Source organism: Dyadobacter luticola (assembly GCF_005860805.1).
Classification (GTDB): Bacteria; Bacteroidota; Bacteroidia; order Cytophagales; family Spirosomataceae; genus Dyadobacter; species Dyadobacter luticola.
On the sequence record NZ_VCEJ01000002.1, the window covers coordinates 1,072,938 to 1,090,098 of the forward strand.

18 protein-coding genes are annotated in these 17,161 nt (G+C 47.2%); 11 read left to right on the forward strand and 7 right to left on the reverse strand.

The genetic code is table 11. From position 1 onward, the window contains the following. Positions 1–107: 107 nt before the first annotated feature. On the forward strand, positions 108–245 hold the full coding sequence (locus FEN17_RS04595) for a DUF2256 domain-containing protein (RefSeq protein WP_138364105.1): 138 nt from the start codon (positions 108–110) through the stop codon (positions 243–245). Positions 246–267: 22 nt separating this feature from the next. Here FEN17_RS04595 and FEN17_RS04600 read toward each other — a convergent pair whose 3' ends face one another. The 5 genes from FEN17_RS04600 to FEN17_RS04620 form a co-directional block, all read right to left on the reverse strand. Next, positions 268–1,332, reverse strand: a complete 1,065-nt coding sequence (locus tag FEN17_RS04600) for an NAD(P)-dependent alcohol dehydrogenase (RefSeq protein ID WP_138364106.1) — start codon at positions 1,330–1,332, stop codon at positions 268–270. 89 nt (positions 1,333–1,421) lie between these two features. Beyond that, on the reverse strand, positions 1,422–3,578 hold the full coding sequence (locus tag FEN17_RS04605; protein WP_138364107.1) for a molybdopterin cofactor-binding domain-containing protein: 2,157 nt from the start codon (positions 3,576–3,578) through the stop codon (positions 1,422–1,424). Between the two features lie 11 nt (positions 3,579–3,589). Then, the gene (locus FEN17_RS04610; protein WP_138364108.1) at positions 3,590–4,237 is read right to left on the reverse strand and encodes a cytochrome c; all 648 of its coding nucleotides are present in this window, start codon (positions 4,235–4,237) and stop codon (positions 3,590–3,592) included. 22 nt (positions 4,238–4,259) lie between these two features. Next, positions 4,260–4,736, reverse strand: coding sequence for a (2Fe-2S)-binding protein (locus FEN17_RS04615; RefSeq protein WP_138364109.1), 477 nt, complete (start codon positions 4,734–4,736; stop codon positions 4,260–4,262). A 147-nt stretch (positions 4,737–4,883) separates the two neighbouring features. Beyond that, positions 4,884–6,398 (reverse strand): TlpA disulfide reductase family protein, encoded by a 1,515-nt coding sequence (locus FEN17_RS04620; RefSeq protein ID WP_138364110.1) that lies wholly within the window; start codon positions 6,396–6,398, stop codon positions 4,884–4,886. A gap of 158 nt (positions 6,399–6,556) precedes the next feature. Between FEN17_RS04620 and FEN17_RS04625 the strand changes: the two genes are divergently transcribed. From FEN17_RS04625 to katG, 4 genes are all read left to right on the forward strand, one after another. Further along, entirely contained in the window at positions 6,557–7,489 is a 933-nt protein-coding gene (locus FEN17_RS04625; protein ID WP_138364111.1) for an NAD(P)H-binding protein, read from the forward strand. A 137-nt stretch (positions 7,490–7,626) separates the two neighbouring features. Further along, positions 7,627–8,517 carry a helix-turn-helix domain-containing protein gene (locus FEN17_RS04630; protein ID WP_138364112.1) on the forward strand — a complete coding sequence of 297 codons (891 nt, stop codon included), beginning with the start codon at positions 7,627–7,629 and terminating at the stop codon, positions 8,515–8,517. 68 nt (positions 8,518–8,585) lie between these two features. Next, a complete protein-coding gene (locus FEN17_RS04635; protein ID WP_138364113.1) occupies positions 8,586–9,323 on the forward strand; it encodes an SDR family oxidoreductase in 738 nt (245 codons plus the stop codon). A gap of 141 nt (positions 9,324–9,464) precedes the next feature. Continuing rightward, the gene (gene katG, locus FEN17_RS04640) at positions 9,465–11,738 is read left to right on the forward strand and encodes a catalase/peroxidase HPI (RefSeq protein WP_138364114.1); all 2,274 of its coding nucleotides are present in this window, start codon (positions 9,465–9,467) and stop codon (positions 11,736–11,738) included. Between the two features lie 59 nt (positions 11,739–11,797). Here the strand turns inward: katG and FEN17_RS04645 are convergent, their stop codons facing one another. After that, the gene (locus FEN17_RS04645; protein WP_138364115.1) at positions 11,798–13,300 is read right to left on the reverse strand and encodes an RNA polymerase sigma factor; all 1,503 of its coding nucleotides are present in this window, start codon (positions 13,298–13,300) and stop codon (positions 11,798–11,800) included. Here FEN17_RS04645 and FEN17_RS04650 point away from each other — a divergent pair. From FEN17_RS04650 to FEN17_RS04670, 5 genes are all read left to right on the forward strand, one after another. Continuing rightward, entirely contained in the window at positions 13,256–13,852 is a 597-nt protein-coding gene (locus FEN17_RS04650) for a short chain dehydrogenase (protein ID WP_138364116.1), read from the forward strand. The two genes, FEN17_RS04645 and FEN17_RS04650, sit on opposite strands and share 45 nt — an antisense overlap. Before the next feature lie 220 nt (positions 13,853–14,072). Further along, the gene (locus tag FEN17_RS04655; protein WP_138364117.1) at positions 14,073–14,396 is read left to right on the forward strand and encodes an ArsR/SmtB family transcription factor; all 324 of its coding nucleotides are present in this window, start codon (positions 14,073–14,075) and stop codon (positions 14,394–14,396) included. Between the two features lie 51 nt (positions 14,397–14,447). Then, positions 14,448–14,918, forward strand: coding sequence for an SRPBCC domain-containing protein (locus FEN17_RS04660; protein WP_138364118.1), 471 nt, complete (start codon positions 14,448–14,450; stop codon positions 14,916–14,918). A gap of 4 nt (positions 14,919–14,922) precedes the next feature. Further along, a complete protein-coding gene (locus FEN17_RS04665; RefSeq protein WP_138364119.1) occupies positions 14,923–15,318 on the forward strand; it encodes a DoxX family protein in 396 nt (131 codons plus the stop codon). 2 nt (positions 15,319–15,320) lie between these two features. Next, the gene (locus FEN17_RS04670; RefSeq protein ID WP_138364120.1) at positions 15,321–15,905 is read left to right on the forward strand and encodes a YdeI/OmpD-associated family protein; all 585 of its coding nucleotides are present in this window, start codon (positions 15,321–15,323) and stop codon (positions 15,903–15,905) included. An 82-nt stretch (positions 15,906–15,987) separates the two neighbouring features. Here the strand turns inward: FEN17_RS04670 and FEN17_RS04675 are convergent, their stop codons facing one another. Then, positions 15,988–16,266 carry a hypothetical protein gene (locus tag FEN17_RS04675; RefSeq protein ID WP_138364121.1) on the reverse strand — a complete coding sequence of 93 codons (279 nt, stop codon included), beginning with the start codon at positions 16,264–16,266 and terminating at the stop codon, positions 15,988–15,990. Between the two features lie 321 nt (positions 16,267–16,587). Between FEN17_RS04675 and FEN17_RS04680 the strand changes: the two genes are divergently transcribed. Next, complete coding sequence (locus FEN17_RS04680; protein ID WP_138364122.1) at positions 16,588–17,148, forward strand: DUF4256 domain-containing protein; 561 nt, start codon at positions 16,588–16,590, stop codon at positions 17,146–17,148. Positions 17,149–17,161 lie beyond the last annotated feature (13 nt).

The following is a 17,161-nucleotide window of genomic DNA, read 5'->3' on the forward strand; positions in this document are numbered from 1 at the left end:
GAGAAAGTTTTTGTTGGATTGTATTGGAATGGATTTAATGGGATAGTTGCTGGGAGCGAACTTTATGAAAAATAATTCCAAGCTTCTAACCGACAACAATTTCAAAAATGAAAGGAATCAAAAAGCAAGACCTCCCGGAGAAGAATTGTGTAGTTTGCGGCAGGCCTTTTACCTGGCGGAAGAAGTGGGAGAAAGTGTGGGACGAGGTGAAATATTGCAGTGAAAAGTGCCGCCGGACGAAATGACACGGCGGCACGTTTTCAGGTCTTAGCTATTTTTCAAAGAAGTCATATCAATCACGAAACGATATTTGACGTCACCTTTCAGCAGCCGCTCGTACGCTTCGTTAATATTTTGAATGTCAATCATTTCAATGTCCGCGGTAATGTTTTTCTCACCGCAAAAATCCAGCATTTCCTGTGTTTCCTTGATCCCGCCGATCGCAGATCCCGCAAAACTTTTGCGACCACCGATCAGGCTGAATGCAGCTACCGGCAGCGGATGCTCAGGCGCGCCCACCAATGCCAGCGAACCATCCACGCGGAGCAATCCGAGGTATGTATTAATGTCGTGCTCAGCGCTCACGGCATCCAGGATGAAATGCAGTTTCCCTTTGAATGCCGCCATCTGTTCCTTGTCTTTTGACAATACAACTTCGTCAGCACCAAGGCGTTTTGCTTCTTCGAATTTGGATTCCGACGTCGTGAATGCTACCACGTGCGCACCCATGGCTTTGGCAATTTTAATGGCCATGTGACCCAGACCGCCGATGCCGACAACACCTACTTTTTTACCCGGGCCTACCTGCCAGTGGTGCAGGGGAGAGTAAGTGGTGATACCCGCGCAAAGCAGGGGCGCAGTAGCCGCAAGATCCAGATTTTCAGGAATTCGCAATACATAGTTTTCATCAACCACCACAGTTTCAGAATATCCACCGAAAGTTGGGGAACCGGGGAAATAACTGTCCGGCGAATTGTAAGTGCCTGTCATACCCGGCTCGCAATATTGTTCCAGATGGTCTTTACAATACTCACATTCGCGGCAAGAATCGACCATACAACCCACGCCGACAATGTCGCCCACTTTGAATTTGCTTACGTGATCACCTACGCTTTTTATTTTACCAACGATCTCGTGACCCGGCACGCAGGGATACATTGTCGGGCCCCACTCGCTGCGGGCTGTGTGAAGATCGGAGTGGCAAACGCCGCAAAACAAAATGTCAATCTCTACGTCGTGAGGCGTAGCTTTTCTTCTTTTAATGGTAAGTTGTTCGAGGTCAGCTTCTGCCGCCTCATTTCCAAATGCTTTGATTTCAAATGATTCCGTCATGTGTAGATTTTTGTGGTTTAATTATTTGGTCTGGACAGTCTGCTCAGAGATTTGCCAGCATAATGTTATGCAAAAAATGCAAGGATCGCTTAAACGGCCGCCAAATTGAATGGTAACTTTCTGATGCGTTTTCCGGTCAAATCGAAAATCGCGTTTGTCAGTGCGGGCGCAAAAGGCGGCAAACCTGGCTCGCCTACGCCACCTGCATTCTCATCATTGTCCATAATGTGTACTTCAATCGGCGGAATGTCGGTAATGCGCGGCATCTGGTATGTGCTGAAATTGTTGTCTACGGGGATCCCATCTTTAAATTTCACCTCGTGCATGGTCGCCGCGCCAAGTCCCATCACGATGGAACCTTCCACCTGCGCTTCGATCGTATCCGGGTTCACGTACCAGCCGCAATCCATCACGGCCCATACTTTATCGATCTTTACGCCGCCCGTCGCAGCTTTCGAAACTTTCACTACCTGCGCTACCGTGCTATCGAAACATTCGGTGATCGCAACGCCAAAACCTTCGCCTTTTTTCCGCTTTTTCCAACCGGAAACACTTTCGATTTTATCAATCAACTTTTGCAAACGTTCCTCTTTCAAATGTGCCCTGCGGAAATCCAGCGGGTCTTTTCCGGCTTCTGCGGCCAGTTCATCCAGGAAACTTTCATAAGCAAAACCATTCGTAGAAGCATACACCGACCGCCACCAGATCACCGGAATCGGCGTTTCAAAAGGCACATCCATAATCGCCAGGTTTTTGATGGATTCGGCATAAGGTTTCAAAAATCCCTCGGAAGCGCTGCCATTTGGTTTATCTTTCGGCGCACCCGACGCGTGGCCGATATTCTGTCCCGCCAGTTTTACTTTCAATGCATCGATCCCGCCATCTTTCACTACGCCTTCGCAGCGATAGGTGATCCCCGGCCGGTAAGGTCCCTGGGTGGCATCGTCCTCCCGCGTCCATACCACCTGGATTGGCGTCTTCATCGCTTTCGAAATTTCTGCGGCTTCGTGCGGATAATCCATCAGGGCTTTCCGGCCAAAACCGCCGCCCAGGAAGGTCATATTCACCTCCACATTCTTTTTGTCCAGACCCATTTCCTTGCTCAGATATTCCTGCAGCCACTCGGGCGCCTGCACCGGTCCCCAGATTTGCAGCTTGTCGCCCTGGTAATGTGCCACGCAATTCAGCGGCTCCATACAGGCGTGGTACTGGTACGGTGTTTCGTAAGTCGCCTCGATTTTTTTCGAAGCCTTGCTCAGAATGCCGTCCACATCGCCTTGTTTTTTAAAAGGTAAACCTTCCTGCGTGTCCAGTGCTTTTGCCTGTCTTTTATAAATTTCTTCGGTGTCCAGATGTTCAAAACCCGAATCATCCCACTGCACTTTCAAAGCTTTTTTACCCTGTATTGCGGCCCAGGTCGAGTCCGCCACCACTGCCACACCTTCGCGGTACGCAGTGAAAACGCCTCTTTTGATCTTTACCACCTTTTTTACGCCTGGTACTTTGAGCGCAGCAGAATCGTCAAAACTTTTTACCTTTCCCAGCATGCGCGGGTTGCGTTCCACGGCGGCGTAGAGCATACCGGGAAGCATTTTATCAATGCCAAAAACAGCGGTACCATTTGTTTTCAAATGCGTATCCATCCGTTTCAGCGGCTTGCCAATCAACTTATAGTCAGCACGTTTTTTCAAAACCACATCCTTGGGCGGTTCCAGTTTGGAGGCAGCTTCCACGAGCTCGCCGTAGTGCATTTGCCTGCCCGACGGTTTATGGAAAACCTTTCCGCCTTCGGCATAACATGTAGCCTTGTCCACCGACCATTTTGCGGCTGCGGCCTGGATCAGCATCTCGCGTGCCGTAGCACTGAGTTTCAACAGGTTTTTATAAGAACCCCTTACCGTAGAACTTCCTCCGGTGATCTGGCTGCCATATTTTTCCTTGTTACCTTTTGCCGAAACAATGTTGGCATCAGCCAGGTTGACTTCCAACTCTTCGGCTACAATCTGCGGCACAGCCTGGTAAGATCCCTGGCCCATTTCGGCCCGGTGATTGAAAATTGTGACCTTACCCGACTGGTCAATGTGGATCCAGGCATTCAGCTCCACGCCAAACTGATCGGCTTCCGCAGCCGTCACAATTTTGGCTTGTTTGGCACTGGCAGGCATGTAAAATCCCAGCGAAAGAAAAGCACCCGCAGCGCCGGTTGTTTTCAGGAAATTCCTTCTTGATAATGATGTATTGTCCATATTAAATGCGGTCAGTTGGTGGTAGGAGCGGGCGCGTAAGCACCTTTCTTGATCCAGGTATTCCAGGCTTTTACAAAATCTTTGTGGCTCATCGGCGGCAATGTGCGACCCTCACCCGGGTCCCAGCCTGCCAGCACGAGCGAATCGTGGGCATGTTCCAGAAGCTGTTTTGTGTCTTTGTTACCGTTTTTACTTTTGTCAACAAGCTGTTTAGCAAGCTCATGCGGCGTTTTTCCCTGGAAAACCATTTTCATGTCGGCGGGAGGTAAGTGCCAGTTTGGGTTACCGGGAGGCGTGTGCAGGCCGGGCGTGTTGGTCGGCTGGTGGCAGTTCATACATTTCATCGCATACACGCCTTTTCCGTCCGCGCCACGCTTGGGTCCCATCGCATGCAGATGGCTGTCGTCACCTTGCAGCGGTACGTCGCCCGCCGGGTGGCAGTTCATGCAGCGCGGACTCATCAGCACCGTGTATACATCCATGAATGCTTTCACGGATTCAATGCTGTCTTTATTTTCTGTTTTAAAATGGATGGTGACCAAATGATCGGTTGTCCGAAATGCGGATAGCGCCACGGCCCCGCAGAAAATCAGGACCGAAAGCAATGTCGCATTCCGCTGGGAAATGAGCGGAGTTCTTCTGAATTTCAAAAATTTCATGGTGAGATTTTAATGTCGGTGATTAACCATTGCTGGCTGTTTTTTGCAGTTCAGACGCCAGGTGGATGGCCTTCCGCACGCGCAGGTAAGTGCCACAGCGACAAACGTTTCCTGCCATCGCATCATCAATATCCTGATCGGTCGGATCGGGTTTTTCGCGCAGCAGCACCACCGCAGACATGATCTGGCCGGAGTGGCAATACCCACATTGCGGTACGTCAAGATCTTGCCAGGCTTTCTGCACGGGATGGTTATTATCTTCCGAAAGTCCCTCAATAGTCACCACTTTCTTACCTTCGGCCCGGCTCACTTTGGTCACGCAGGAGCGCACCGCCTCACCATTCAAATGCACGACACATGCGCCGCATTGCGCTACGCCACAGCCATACTTGGTCCCTTTCAACCCGGCCAGATCGCGGATCGCCCAGAGCAGCGGCATTTGCGGATCAGCTTCCAGGACAGTATCCTTGTTGTTAATGTTTAATTTGATTTTCGTCATGGTGAATTTTTTGTATAAAGCTGAATTTAAAACTTTTACCGCAGGAATACATATCAACGCCCCTTATAATCTGCTATTACCGGGAAAATTATCGTGCCTTCCTCCGGACCGGACGTCTACGAAATGCAAAGTGAATGAGAGATGCGCCTAGCGTCCCTTCTCCAACAAAGATGAAATCATCAATTCCAGCGTCCGGTGGTTGGAGCTGTCAATGCGGAAATTTTTGAAGATAATGTTGCCGTTTTTGTCAATCAAAAAATTCTCAGGCGCACCGTTGACGCCGAAATGTTGCTGGGTGTAAGCAAAGCTGCCGCGCAGCGGGATGAAGGAATATCCGGTGTTTTTCATAAAAGGTAACACAAAACCATCCTGCGACGGTAAAGCATTGATTCCCAGGTAAACCAGACTGTCACCTTTGAAAATATCCACGACCTGCTGAAAATGCGGGAATTCCTCCCGGCAGGGAGCGCAGCCCGGAAACCAGATTGTCAGCAAAATCACTTTCCCTTTTAACGCATCCATTTTCAGAGAGTCGCTTGTTGTGTACGTGCCCAGTTCAAAAGGGTAGGCGGGTGTAGCCGCTTTGGCCCGTAATAATTGAATATCTTGATCAACCTGATCTTTTTCCTTACCCATTTTCTTACCATAGAATTGGAGGGCCTGGAAAACCGCATCGGTTGGCAGTTTTGCAAACCTTGCAGCCAGGCTATCATAAGCAGATTCAACATTACCTGTGTTTTCCAATAAAGACGCTTTTTTGAGAAGGATAATATCGTTTGTAAAATTGACGCGGGGCAATTTCACTTCTTCTAGCTTGGTTAAAGCTTCGGGATATTTTTGATCTCGTTCCAGGTTTTCAACTGCAATCAATGTTTCCGCAGCCTGTTTTCTGTTTTTCCAATCACCTTCTCCGCCCATTTCTTCGGCCAGCAGGAGGGCTTTTTCAGGATTTGTTTGAAGATAGATATCAGTTAAATGGGTCATCGCGAGCACGGTAGCGCCAAATTTCTCCGGCGGGTACAATTCGCGCAGCATTTCAAAAAGTTGCCTTTGCTTTTCCAGATCGGTTTTTTGTAGGCCTAGTCCAAACAATGCTTGTGCGCCACGTTCATCTGTTCGAAATCGATTTGCGAAATCAAACACCATTCGCTCGTAATGATCGCGATTGCCTGGTTCCAAAGATTTAAGGTAGCCGAATGCATAGTTGACATTTGAAGGGTCGGCTGTCGCCGCTTTACCGATATATTCCTGGAATAAATCGTTTCGAGCCGCCATATTCGCGTCTTCGGCAAGCATATACCAAACAGATGCGCTATCAGGTGCAAGTGCAGCCGCTTTAAGCAGGAAATCTTTCGGCTGAGGCATCGCAGCCATGTAATAAACTTTCCCGATCGCTATCGGAATGTTGACATTGTCCGGATAAGCTTTCATCCAGGTTTCGTATTGTTCCCAGAGATGCGGATTTTTCATGCCCATCGCATAAATGTAGCTTCTATGCGCTTTGAAACTATTTATATCCGCCTGAACGGCCGCAAATGCTTTCTTGATCACCTCGTCCGATGCAGGCCCCATGCGGGTGGGTGTCTGCGCCGATACTGGTCTTTCACTACAAAAAACGCATAGTGAAATCACAAGCAACGCAAGTCGAACAGCATTTGTCATCGTTCCCTGATTTTAATATCTCAAATTGTAAAGTGCTCGATCAGGCATTACTACCGGGGAATTTGTGGTTTTCCTGTTTCGGCTAAATCAAACATAGAATCGGCTAAATTCTCCTAACTGGCGCGTCCGACCTTTGTTTCAACAAAACAGGATAGGATATGAAAATTGTTGTAACAGGTTCTTTGGGGAACATTAGCCGGCCGCTGGCTGAGGCATTGGTAGGGCAGGGTCATGCCGTGACGGTTGTGAGCAGTGACGACGGAAAGCGGGGACCGATTGAAAAACTGGGGGCGACGGCGGCGATCGGTTCGATTTCTGACGTCGGCTTTTTGACCGAAACATTCAAAGGTGCGGACGCGGTTTATGCCATGATCCCGCTGAGTTTCACCGAGCCCGACCTGGCCGAATATCTGCGCCGGATGGCTCAAAATTATGCGCAGGCACTGAAATCGGCAGGGACAAAACGCGTGGTACTGATGAGTGGCTGGGCGGCCGACCTGGTCAAAGCTGAAAATGCAGAACATTACTTTGATGGGCTCAAAGCATCCCTGACGATCATGCGGCCTGGCTCGTTTTATACCAACTTTTACCAGTCGATGGATTTGATCAAAGGCAAAGGTTTTATCGGTAAATTCCTGACTTTCAGATATTCAGGAATTTGGGCGCTGCTAACAGGGAAAACCGGCGTACTCATGGGGAACTGCGGGGGTGATGACCGGATCGTATTTGTATCGCCCAAAGATATCGCCGATGCCGTGGCGGAGGAGCTGGTTTTAATGCCAAAAGAGAAAACGATCCGCTACGTTGGCAGCGAAGAAATGACCTGCAACCAAGCCGCAAAGATCATTGGTACCGCAGTAGGTAAGCCCTGGCTGAAATGGGTGCTGCTTTCGGACAAAGAAATGCTGAACGGACTGAAAATGGCCAAAGTGCCCGAAAAGCTGGCCGAAACATTGGTCGAAATGCAGGCCGCCATGCACAGCGGCAAGACCCTCGAAAACTTCCACTGCAACCAGCCAAAAATGGGTAAAACGAAGCTCTCCGAGTTCGCGAAGGAGTTTGCGACAGCTTATCATGCGACTCAACACTAGTTTTCCGCATCATTTTTGAGCAAATTCGGGATTGGGGTTAGCACGAAGTTGACGCTGTTTTAAATAAATTTGGTGTGAAAGTGGGCATCCGTTTCTGGTAAGATGCTCACTATAAATATATTGTTGTAATTCCTCTCATGAACCTGATCCAAAACGAGCAGCCAATTCCCGTACATTCCCTGAGCGACGACCCGATTCTGGCGGGCGAACTTTTTAGTATGATCAGGATGGAAGGCACATTGAGCTATCAATCCGAGCTTTTGGTCCCGCACCGTAAAGCTTACTATCTGATGGTTTTTGCCAAAACGGGCACGGGGCGACATTGGGTGGACATGAGGCCGTACACAATCAGAGAAAGCGCATTTTATTTTTCCGGTCCAAACCAGCTGATTGTCAAGGAAGAAGCCAAGCCGATCTGGGGAACTGCATTTGCTTTCACCGCCGAATTTTTAGCCTTGCAGGACAATGCGTCGCTGGGCCGCCTGCCGCTGATCAGAAATCCGCACAATGCGCATGAATTGCTCCTGAATGAGGCTGACGCAGCTTTTACCGAAGATTTGCTTGATAAAATTTATAAAGAATACAACGATCCCGGTGAGTGGCAGCAGAGAATGCTGACAGCTTACCTGACCGTTTTGCTGACCTACCTGAGCCGTTTATATACCGAACAATTTGAACAAGATGCTACTGGAACGGACAAGTTGGTTTTGAAGAAATACCACGCAAAAATTGACGAGCATTTCCGGGAAATGCACCAGGTGAGCGAATATGCATCTTTATTGAATGTTTCCGCCGGACATTTGAGCGAAATCGTGAAGGTCCAGAGCGGCAGACCTGCCATCGCGCACATTCACGAGCGACTGGTGATGGAGGCACGGCGCATGTTGTTCCACACCGAATATTCCCTGAAAGAAATTGCCTACGACCTCGGTTTTTCCGACGCTTCTTATTTCAACCGTTTTTTCAAACGCGAAACGGATCTGACGCCCGCCGAATACCGCGCCTCTATCCGTGAAATGTACCATTAATGCCGGAAAATGTGTTTCAAATGTCAGCGGTGCACAAAGTAGTTTTGTACATCAAAAACAAATGAAACATGAAAACAGTATTGATAACAGGCGCCAACAAGAGCATTGGCTTTGAAACTGCCCGGCAGTTATTACAAAAAGGCTACTACGTTTACCTCGGTAGCCGGGATCTGGAAAAAGGCCAAAAGGCTGTGGATCAGCTGAATGCAGAGGGACTGAACAATGTAGAGCCTATCGTGATCGACGTCGATCGTCACGAATCCATCAAGGCGGCCCGCGAAGAAGTTGGCCGAAAAACCCAGGTGTTGGACGTGCTCATTAACAATGCGGGGATCAGCGGCAGCTTTCCGCAAACAGCCCAGGAAACGGATATCAGCGTTTTTAAGGAAGTTTTCGAGACCAATTTTTTTGGTGTGATCGAAACCACGCAGGCATTTCTGGATCTGTTGAAAAATTCGCCTGAGCCGCGGATCGTCAATGTTACTTCCGGCCTCGGTTCGCTGACTTTGCATAATGATCCTACCTGGAAATATTACCCAGTGAAAGGCGCAGTTTACACATCATCCAAAGCTTCACTCAACGCTTTTACCATTGTACTTGCTTACGAATTGCGGGATACTGCGTTCAAAGTCAATGCAGTAGATCCGGGTTATACCGCTACCGATTTTAATCATCACAGCGGTCCCGGCACCGTGGAAGATGCAGCGGCACGGCTTGTTAAAGCTGCGACGCTCGGCCCGGACGGTCTGACAGGTCAGTTTTTTAGTGACGATAATGCGCCGGATACCGGAATCAGTCCCTGGTAGGTTTGAGTTATTCTTAACGATAAGTTTTAACTATGGAAACATAGAATTAATCGATTGTGATTATATTTTGCAAACGCATAACTTGCCGACCGGCTCATTAGCTAATGCAATAATTACTTCGTTTAATCATGAACTCATTATATGGAAAAAGACTCAAATGACATCAGCAAGTGCCCGTTCCACAATGGCACGATGAATCACAATGTTGGCGGCGGCGGTACACGCAACCGCGACTGGTGGCCTAATCAGTTGAAGGTCAGTATCCTGCGACAACATTCGACGAAAACCGATCCGATGGACCCGGATTTCAATTATGCCGAAGCTTTCAAAAGTCTTGACCTGGGAGCAGTAAAAGCAGATCTGCATGCCCTCATGACGGATTCTCAGGAGTGGTGGCCAGCCGATTTCGGACATTATGGCCCTCTTTTTATCCGCATGGCGTGGCACAGCGCCGGAACCTATCGTGTTTTCGACGGTCGGGGAGGTGGAGGTGCCGGGCAGCAACGTTTTGCGCCGCTGAATAGCTGGCCCGACAATGTCAGCCTTGATAAAGCCCGCAGGTTGTTGTGGCCGATCAAGCAGAAATATGGTAAAAAATTATCCTGGGCCGATTTGATGATCCTGACCGGTAATGTTGCGCTGGAATCGATGGGTTTCAAAACATTCGGTTTCGCGGGCGGTCGTCCTGACGTTTGGGAGCCGGACGAGGACATTTACTGGGGTTCGGAAAAAACCTGGCTCGGCAATGATGAGCGCTATGCGAATGGTGTAGCTGGCGTTGAAGGTCACGGTGTAGTGTCTTCCGACGAAAATCCAGGTCACGGAATCCACTCCCGCACATTGGAAAAACCACTCGGTGCGGCACATATGGGTCTTATTTATGTAAACCCGGAAGGTCCGGACGGGAATCCCGATCCGATCGCAGCGGCAAATGATATTCGTGTCACATTCGGCCGCATGGCAATGAATGATGAGGAAACGGTGGCGTTAATCGCTGGCGGTCACAGCTTTGGAAAGACACACGGGGCGTCTACCTCCGATCACGTGGGCAAAGAACCTGAGGCGGCGGATGTAGAATCGCAGGGTCTGGGTTGGAGCAACAGTTTTGGCTCAGGCGCTGGCGCCGACACCATTACCAGCGGTTTGGAAGTGATCTGGACCACCACGCCGACGCAGTGGAGCAACAATTTCTTCGAGAACCTTTTTGCCTTCGAGTGGGAGCTTACCAAAAGCCCTGGCGGTGCACACCAGTGGGTGGCCAAAAATGCCGATGCAACCATTCCTGACGCTTTCGACAGCAATAAAAAGCACGCGCCGAGAATGTTGACGACGGATTTGGCATTACGTGTGGATCCTGCTTATGAAAAAATTTCGCGTCTTTTTCTGGAAAACCCGGACGCATTTGCGGACGCTTTCGCGCGCGCCTGGTTCAAACTGACGCACCGCGATATGGGCCCACGCGCCCGCTACCTCGGTCCGGAAGTACCGGAAGAAGTGCTGATCTGGCAAGATCCTATTCCGGCAGTAGACCACGCGCTGGTTGATGAAAACGACATTGCAGGACTGAAAGCCAATATTTTAGCTTCGGGACTGAGTGTGTCAGAGCTGGTAACCACAGCCTGGGCGTCGGCATCGACGTTCCGTGGTTCAGACAAACGCGGCGGCGCAAACGGTGCCCGCATACGTCTGGCCCCGCAGAAAGATTGGGCGGTAAATAATCCGGCGCAGCTGAAAAAAGTGCTCGGTACACTGGAAAGTATTCAGGAGGAATTCAATGGTACGCAATATGACGGGAAAAAAGTTTCTCTGGCGGATTTGATCGTGCTGGCAGGTGTTGCCGGTGTTGAAAAAGCTGCAAGTGACGCCGGATTTGCTGTAAATGTTCCTTTCACGGCTGGTCGCGCCGATGCTTCACAGGAGCAAACCGACGTAGAATCAGTGAGTTACCTTGAACCGGCTGCCGACGGTTTCCGCAATTACCGCAATGCAACATTATCTGTATCCACCGAAGAAATGCTGATCGACAAAGCACAGCTGCTAACATTAACAGCGCCTGAACTGACGGTGCTGGTAGGAGGGTTGCGTGCCCTGGGTGCCAATTTCGATGGATCAAAAACAGGCGTATTCACAACCCGTCCGGGTGTTCTTTCGAATGATTTCTTTGTCAACCTGCTGGATATGAACACGTCCTGGAAAGCAATGGGCAATGACCGTGAGCTTTACCTGGGTACGGATCGCGCCAGCGGCCAGCCAAAATGGACAGCCAGCCGTGCCGATCTGGTTTTCGGTTCTAATTCAGAATTAAGGGCCATCGCCGAAGTATACGGAAGCTCAGATGCAGGCGAAAAATTCGTTAAAGATTTCGTCGTAGCCTGGAATAAAGTGATGAATCTGGATAGGTTTGATCTGGCTTGATTGCTGGATTAAATTTGGTATAAAAAAGGGCGACTGGTTTAACCAGTCGCCCTTTTGTTTTATTCTGCTAACGTAATTTCCACGACGCCTTGTTTTCCATTTTGCCCGTATTTTTTCTCACCATCAGCCTTATTTAACTGAACAATGTTATACTTTTTGTTAGAAAGTTTGATTGCATCATTCATTTTAATTGGCACATGCTCTACCACTAAATAATATACTTCGCCCATGACAGCGAACTTTCCGCTTCCCGAAAACTTATTACTTGCAAAATCGACCTTCACATTATCCCCTAAAAAGTATAAATTGTGGGTTTCGGAATATAGTAATTTGGGAGCGTAAAAAGTCCCCGAATCGGAGGCCGCTTCTTCATTGTGATATGCTGCCACCTCATGACTTTTGATTCGACTGGAAAGATCTTTCATTATTGTTGTCGAATCCAAAGTTAATCCTGCAATCAATAACCCACCCAAAGTGCTTAGATTTTTCATTGGTTTTTCTGTTTTAGTTTTTTCAACTATGATGGGATTTTTTGGAATGGTTGCAGTTTTTGGTGTAATTAAGTTTATGTGAATAGTTCTTTGTGTTGAATCCGGCGCCTCGAAAAAGATAGACTCTTTTGTATCAAAATGTTCAGGAGAATCGACATTAAATATAACTATACCGGAAAAAATCAGCGCGGCTGAGCCTACTGAGATCGCAACTTTAGAATAAATGTTTACAGATGCTGTACCGAATTTAAACAAATGGATATCAGTTTTTGGAATTCTCATAAAATCAATCTGATGCTTATTTTTCAAGTCAATCGAGAGATTCTTTAATGTTCGAAAAAATATTTGATCAAAATTCCAGAAGGGAATGATTAGCCAGAGCATTGCTTTTTGTCGTTTGTTTTTAACGCTATCAAAAAGAATTTCTTTGATTTTCTTTCGCGCCCTGGCTAAATGTGATTTGGAAGTCCCTTCACTGATGTCTAACTGGTCGGCAATTTCCGAGTGAGTTAAATTATCAATAACATACAAGTTGAAGACAAGTCGATGATGCTCCGGAAGTTGTGCAATTGCACTCAGAAGCTGTGTCTCTGAGAATGTTGCATTTTCAATTACATCTTCGTCATCCGGAATATCAATAACTGGCTCAAAGGGCCCAGCAATTTGATTTGTCTTTGGAAAATTTTTTTGCTTACGCACGTATTGTAGGGCTACATTCACAACAATGCGCCGCAGCCATGCTTCAAAGGGACCTCTATTTTCGAAATCATAAGCTTTGCTGATCGCAATAATAAATGCGTCGTGTGCGAGATCTTCCGCAGTCTGCCGATCCTGCGTGTATCGCCAGCAGACGCCAATCATTTTCGCAATATTCTTGCGGTAGGTCGCTTCCCAAAAAGTATCCGAAATGTGCTCCATATTTGAAACTGTACCTGCAATGATGCTGTTTTTCGAAAAGGTGGCAGCAAAAGTTCGAAAAAATGATTGCCGGCCCCAATCTAACCTTTTAAAAATAAGTATAACACAATGAAAATCATCATAGTAGGCGGCACCGGAACGATCGGTAAGCATGTTGTAAAGGCGCTGGAAGCCGGTAACGAAATCATTGAAGTCGGCTCAAAAAGCGGCGATTTCCAGATTGACATTACCGATCTTTCGTCTATTCAATCATTTTTCGAAAAAGTCGGTCCTTTCGATGCGCTGGTAAGTACTACCGGCTCTGCACATTTCGGTCCATTATCCAAAATGACGGACGCGGCTTTCAGGGTAGGTGTGGATAGCAAGCTGCTGGGACAGATCAATCTGGTGCTGATCGGTCAGCATTATATTAATCCAAAAGGCTCATTTACATTAACTTCCGGCAGTTTGGCCGAAGATCCGATCATTCTCGGCTCGGCAGTGAGCGCCATCAACGGAGCGATCAATTCCTTTGTAAAATCGGCTTATATGGAGCTCGAAAATGGTGTCCGCATCAACGTGGTAGCGCCTGGCGTGGTCGAAGACTCCCCGCATTATTTCCCATTTTTCCCGGGCGACATCCCCAACCAAATGCACCACGTCGCGCAGGCGTATGTGAAGAGTGTGGTGGGTGGGCAAAATGGGCAGGTTTTTAAAGTGGGGTAAAGAAGTAGTTGAAATATTTTCAAAGGAAAAGCCTGGCTGTATGCCGGGCTTTTCTTTTTGGACGGCTATGGAGTTTGATAGTCAAGTATTTGGGATTCAATTCTATGTAAAACGAAGAGCCTGCGTTTTTACTGATCTAAATCCGATCCGTCAAAAAATTTTAATAAAAATTTGCGTAGTTAAGTGACTACATATATATTCGTAGCCAAATAACTACGCAATGAATTTAAGACGAGATGTTTTTCAGGCGATTGCCGATCCTACGCGACGCGCGATTTTACTTTTGGTGGCGTCGCATTCCATGACTGCAGGCGCGATTGCAGCCAATTTTGATACTGCCAGGCCGACGGTTTCCAAACATTTGGCGATTTTGACAGAATGTGAATTGCTGCAACAGGAGCAAAATGGGCGGGAAGTTTATTATCACATTAATGCAAAAGGAATGAAAGATGTCGCGGATTTCATCGAACCATTCCGGAATATGTGGGATGATCGGTTTAATAAATTGGAAAGTATTATGAAGAATTATAAACCTAAACAATAACCCTTCGACTGCGCTCAGGGTGACAATGTAAAACCAAGAAATGAATTAAACATGGAACGGAAAACGAAAATTGATGCGGAAAATGGGAAACAGGATTTGGTAATTACGCGGGAATTCGATTTGCCATTGGATCTGCTTTTTAAAGCTTATGAGGAAGCGGAGATCGTGGAGCAGTGGATGGGTACAAAGGTGATTAAACTGGAAAATAAGAAACACGGAAGCTGGCGGTTTCAAACTTCCGATCCGCAGGGAAATGTTGTATTTGGTGCGCATGGTACGGTGCATGAATTTACCCCAAACAAAAAGATCATTCGCACATTTGAAATGGATAATGCTCCATTTCCGGTTCAGCTTGAATTTCTTGAATTTGAAAAATTGACCGACGAAACAAGCAAACTAACCATGCAAATCGTCTACCGCTCTGTGGAAGATCGGGACAGAATGTTGAGCCTGCCATTTGCGCAGGGAATTAATATGGCGCACAATAGATTGCAGCAGGTTGTTAACCAATTGAAACATTAATATCATGTCGAAGAGAGATAAAATCATTTATTGGGTCGCCACGCTTTGGCTTTCATTGGGAATGGTATCGACTGGTATTGTTCAGATTATTAAAATGAAGGAAGAAGTGACAATGTTCGACCGGCTGGGATATCCTGCGTATTTATTGATTATGCTCGGAGTCTGGAAAATATTTGGCGTGGTAGCGGTATTGATTCCCAGATTTCCCTTAGTAAAAGAGTGGGCTTATGCGGGGTTTTTCTTTGCCATGTCTGGCGCCGTATTTTCGCATCTTGCAGTCGGTGATCCTTTAAAAGAGCTTTTCGGGCCAATGTTACTGATCATTCTGACAATTGTATCCTGGTATTTTCGTCCGGCAGACCGGCGGTTAACTTATCTTAATTCTCCTTCAATTAATTGATTATGGAAACAAATCCAAAGGTTGACTGGTATTTCGAAAAGGCTGGGAAATGGCAAAACGAAGTCGCAAAATTGCGGACAATCATTCTCGGTTGCGGTTTAGCGGAAGAATTAAAATGGGGATGTCCATGCTACACGGAGCATAAAAATAACATCGTGCTGATCCATACTTTCAATGAGTATTGCGCATTACTATTTTTTAAGGGTGTATTATTAAAAGATACCGAGGGAATTCTAGTCCAGCAAACCGAGAATGTGCAGGCTGCAAGACAAATCCGGTTTACAAGTTTGCAACAAATCAATGATCTGGAAGTTATATTAAAAGCGCACATTTTTGAAGCAATTGAAGTAGAAAGAGCAGGTTTAAAAGTGGAAATGAAAAAGACCACGGAATTCAATACGCCCGAAGAATTCCAAATCAAACTGAATGAAAATCCGGCATTAAAATCTGCATTTGAAGCATTAACCCCGGGCCGGCAACGCGGCTACTTACTACATTTCTCGCAAGCCAAACAAGCGAAGACGCGCGAGGCTCGAATCGAGAAAAATATTGATCGAATATTTGAAGGGAAAGGATTAGAAGACTGAAAAAATATTCGTGTATTCGTGGCATCAACTTTTTTGCCACGAATACACCGCTGCGGCGGACCGTGAATAACACACGAATATTTTAAGCTTTTGCCATTTTTTCAAAACCTTCCCACAACAATTTCAGATCAAAAAGAGCGGCTTTTTCGCTGTCTCCAAATGGAATGTTCGAATGATAAAGCGCCAGATCGTGAACGAGTTGCAGGGACTGAGATAGTTCTCGATAACCTTGACAGCCAATGAGATACAAAAACTCAGCCTGCGATTGAGTCAGAGGATCGCCGACTTCGGATGCGGGGTGTGCATTGCGTGATGGGTTGACTGGATCGGAGTCAACATTCTGCCTTTCAAAAGTTCGCATTTTTAAAAAGTTTGAAGTTAATAAATAAGGAGAGGTCACCGCGAACTTCACTAAAGTATGGAACTTTCGTCAGGTCTCGGGACTTGCACCCGTATGCCTCTCCAAGGCCATTTCTTCCTGGCTTTTAATACTCGTTCCATAAAAATTTTAATAAAAGTTCGCGAGGACAAATATAGGAGAATATGCGAAAGTGGCGCAAGGTAGAATTGTACCTGTGCGGTTAGAATTTGTGGCGGTGCGGCTTTAAAGTTGTCTGAGGAGAAACCTACCGAAAGTTTGAAACCAGAACCCGGATATATTTAACATTACCTAAAAATCAACATGAAAACCACCAAAACCCTATCCCAAGACCAAACAACCGAGCTTCTCAAAACCCTACAAACGCGTTTCGAAAAAAATAAAGCGCGGCATAAGGGCATTGCTTGGTCAGCGGTGCAGGAGCGGCTGGAAAGTAAGCCAGATAAGCTTTGGACGTTGGATGAAATGGAAGTGACTGGTGGTGAGCCGGATGTGATTGGGCGGGATCAGAAATCCGGGGAGTTTATTTTCTGTGATTGTTCTACGGAAAGTCCGAATCGCAGGAGTTTATGCTACGACCGTACGGCTTGGGAATCGCGGAAAGCCAATAAGCCGGAAAATACGGCGATGGATTTGGCGGAGGAAATGGGCGTCGAGCTGCTCACGGAGGAAGAATATCAGGATTTGCAAAAGCTTGGAAAGTTCGATCTAAAAACGTCCAGCTGGCTGAAAACACCTGATAATGTCCGAAAACTCGGCGGCGCCATTTTTGGAGACCGCCGGTATGACCGGGTTTTCATTTATCACAATGGTGCTGATTCTTACTATGCAGCCCGCGGTTTCAGAGGGTTGTTAAAGGTTTGATAGTGAACTGTTT

What these genes read in the sequence shown, in the direction of transcription:
- FEN17_RS04595 (WP_138364105.1), top strand. Translation starts at nt 108, where the DNA reads ATGAAAGGAATCAAAAAGCAAGACCTCCCGGAGAAGAATTGTGTAGTT.
- katG (WP_138364114.1), top strand. Translation starts at nt 9,465, where the DNA reads ATGGAAAAAGACTCAAATGACATCAGCAAGTGCCCGTTCCACAATGGC.
- FEN17_RS04620 (WP_138364110.1), bottom strand. Translation starts at nt 6,398, where the DNA reads ATGACAAATGCTGTTCGACTTGCGTTGCTTGTGATTTCACTATGCGTT.
- FEN17_RS04600 (WP_138364106.1), bottom strand. Translation starts at nt 1,332, where the DNA reads ATGACGGAATCATTTGAAATCAAAGCATTTGGAAATGAGGCGGCAGAA.
- FEN17_RS04605 (WP_138364107.1), bottom strand. Translation starts at nt 3,578, where the DNA reads ATGGACAATACATCATTATCAAGAAGGAATTTCCTGAAAACAACCGGC.
- FEN17_RS04645 (WP_138364115.1), bottom strand. Translation starts at nt 13,300, where the DNA reads ATGCTTACCGATCGTTCCGGTGCCGCCTACTATGATGATTTTCATTGT.
- FEN17_RS04670 (WP_138364120.1), top strand. Translation starts at nt 15,321, where the DNA reads ATGGAAACAAATCCAAAGGTTGACTGGTATTTCGAAAAGGCTGGGAAA.
- FEN17_RS04635 (WP_138364113.1), top strand. Translation starts at nt 8,586, where the DNA reads ATGAAAACAGTATTGATAACAGGCGCCAACAAGAGCATTGGCTTTGAA.
- FEN17_RS04650 (WP_138364116.1), top strand. Translation starts at nt 13,256, where the DNA reads ATGAAAATCATCATAGTAGGCGGCACCGGAACGATCGGTAAGCATGTT.
- FEN17_RS04615 (WP_138364109.1), bottom strand. Translation starts at nt 4,736, where the DNA reads ATGACGAAAATCAAATTAAACATTAACAACAAGGATACTGTCCTGGAA.
- FEN17_RS04610 (WP_138364108.1), bottom strand. Translation starts at nt 4,237, where the DNA reads ATGAAATTTTTGAAATTCAGAAGAACTCCGCTCATTTCCCAGCGGAAT.
- FEN17_RS04675 (WP_138364121.1), bottom strand. Translation starts at nt 16,266, where the DNA reads ATGCGAACTTTTGAAAGGCAGAATGTTGACTCCGATCCAGTCAACCCA.
- FEN17_RS04625 (WP_138364111.1), top strand. Translation starts at nt 6,557, where the DNA reads ATGAAAATTGTTGTAACAGGTTCTTTGGGGAACATTAGCCGGCCGCTG.
- FEN17_RS04630 (WP_138364112.1), top strand. Translation starts at nt 7,627, where the DNA reads ATGAACCTGATCCAAAACGAGCAGCCAATTCCCGTACATTCCCTGAGC.
- FEN17_RS04660 (WP_138364118.1), top strand. Translation starts at nt 14,448, where the DNA reads ATGGAACGGAAAACGAAAATTGATGCGGAAAATGGGAAACAGGATTTG.
- FEN17_RS04665 (WP_138364119.1), top strand. Translation starts at nt 14,923, where the DNA reads ATGTCGAAGAGAGATAAAATCATTTATTGGGTCGCCACGCTTTGGCTT.
- FEN17_RS04655 (WP_138364117.1), top strand. Translation starts at nt 14,073, where the DNA reads ATGAATTTAAGACGAGATGTTTTTCAGGCGATTGCCGATCCTACGCGA.
- FEN17_RS04680 (WP_138364122.1), top strand. Translation starts at nt 16,588, where the DNA reads ATGAAAACCACCAAAACCCTATCCCAAGACCAAACAACCGAGCTTCTC.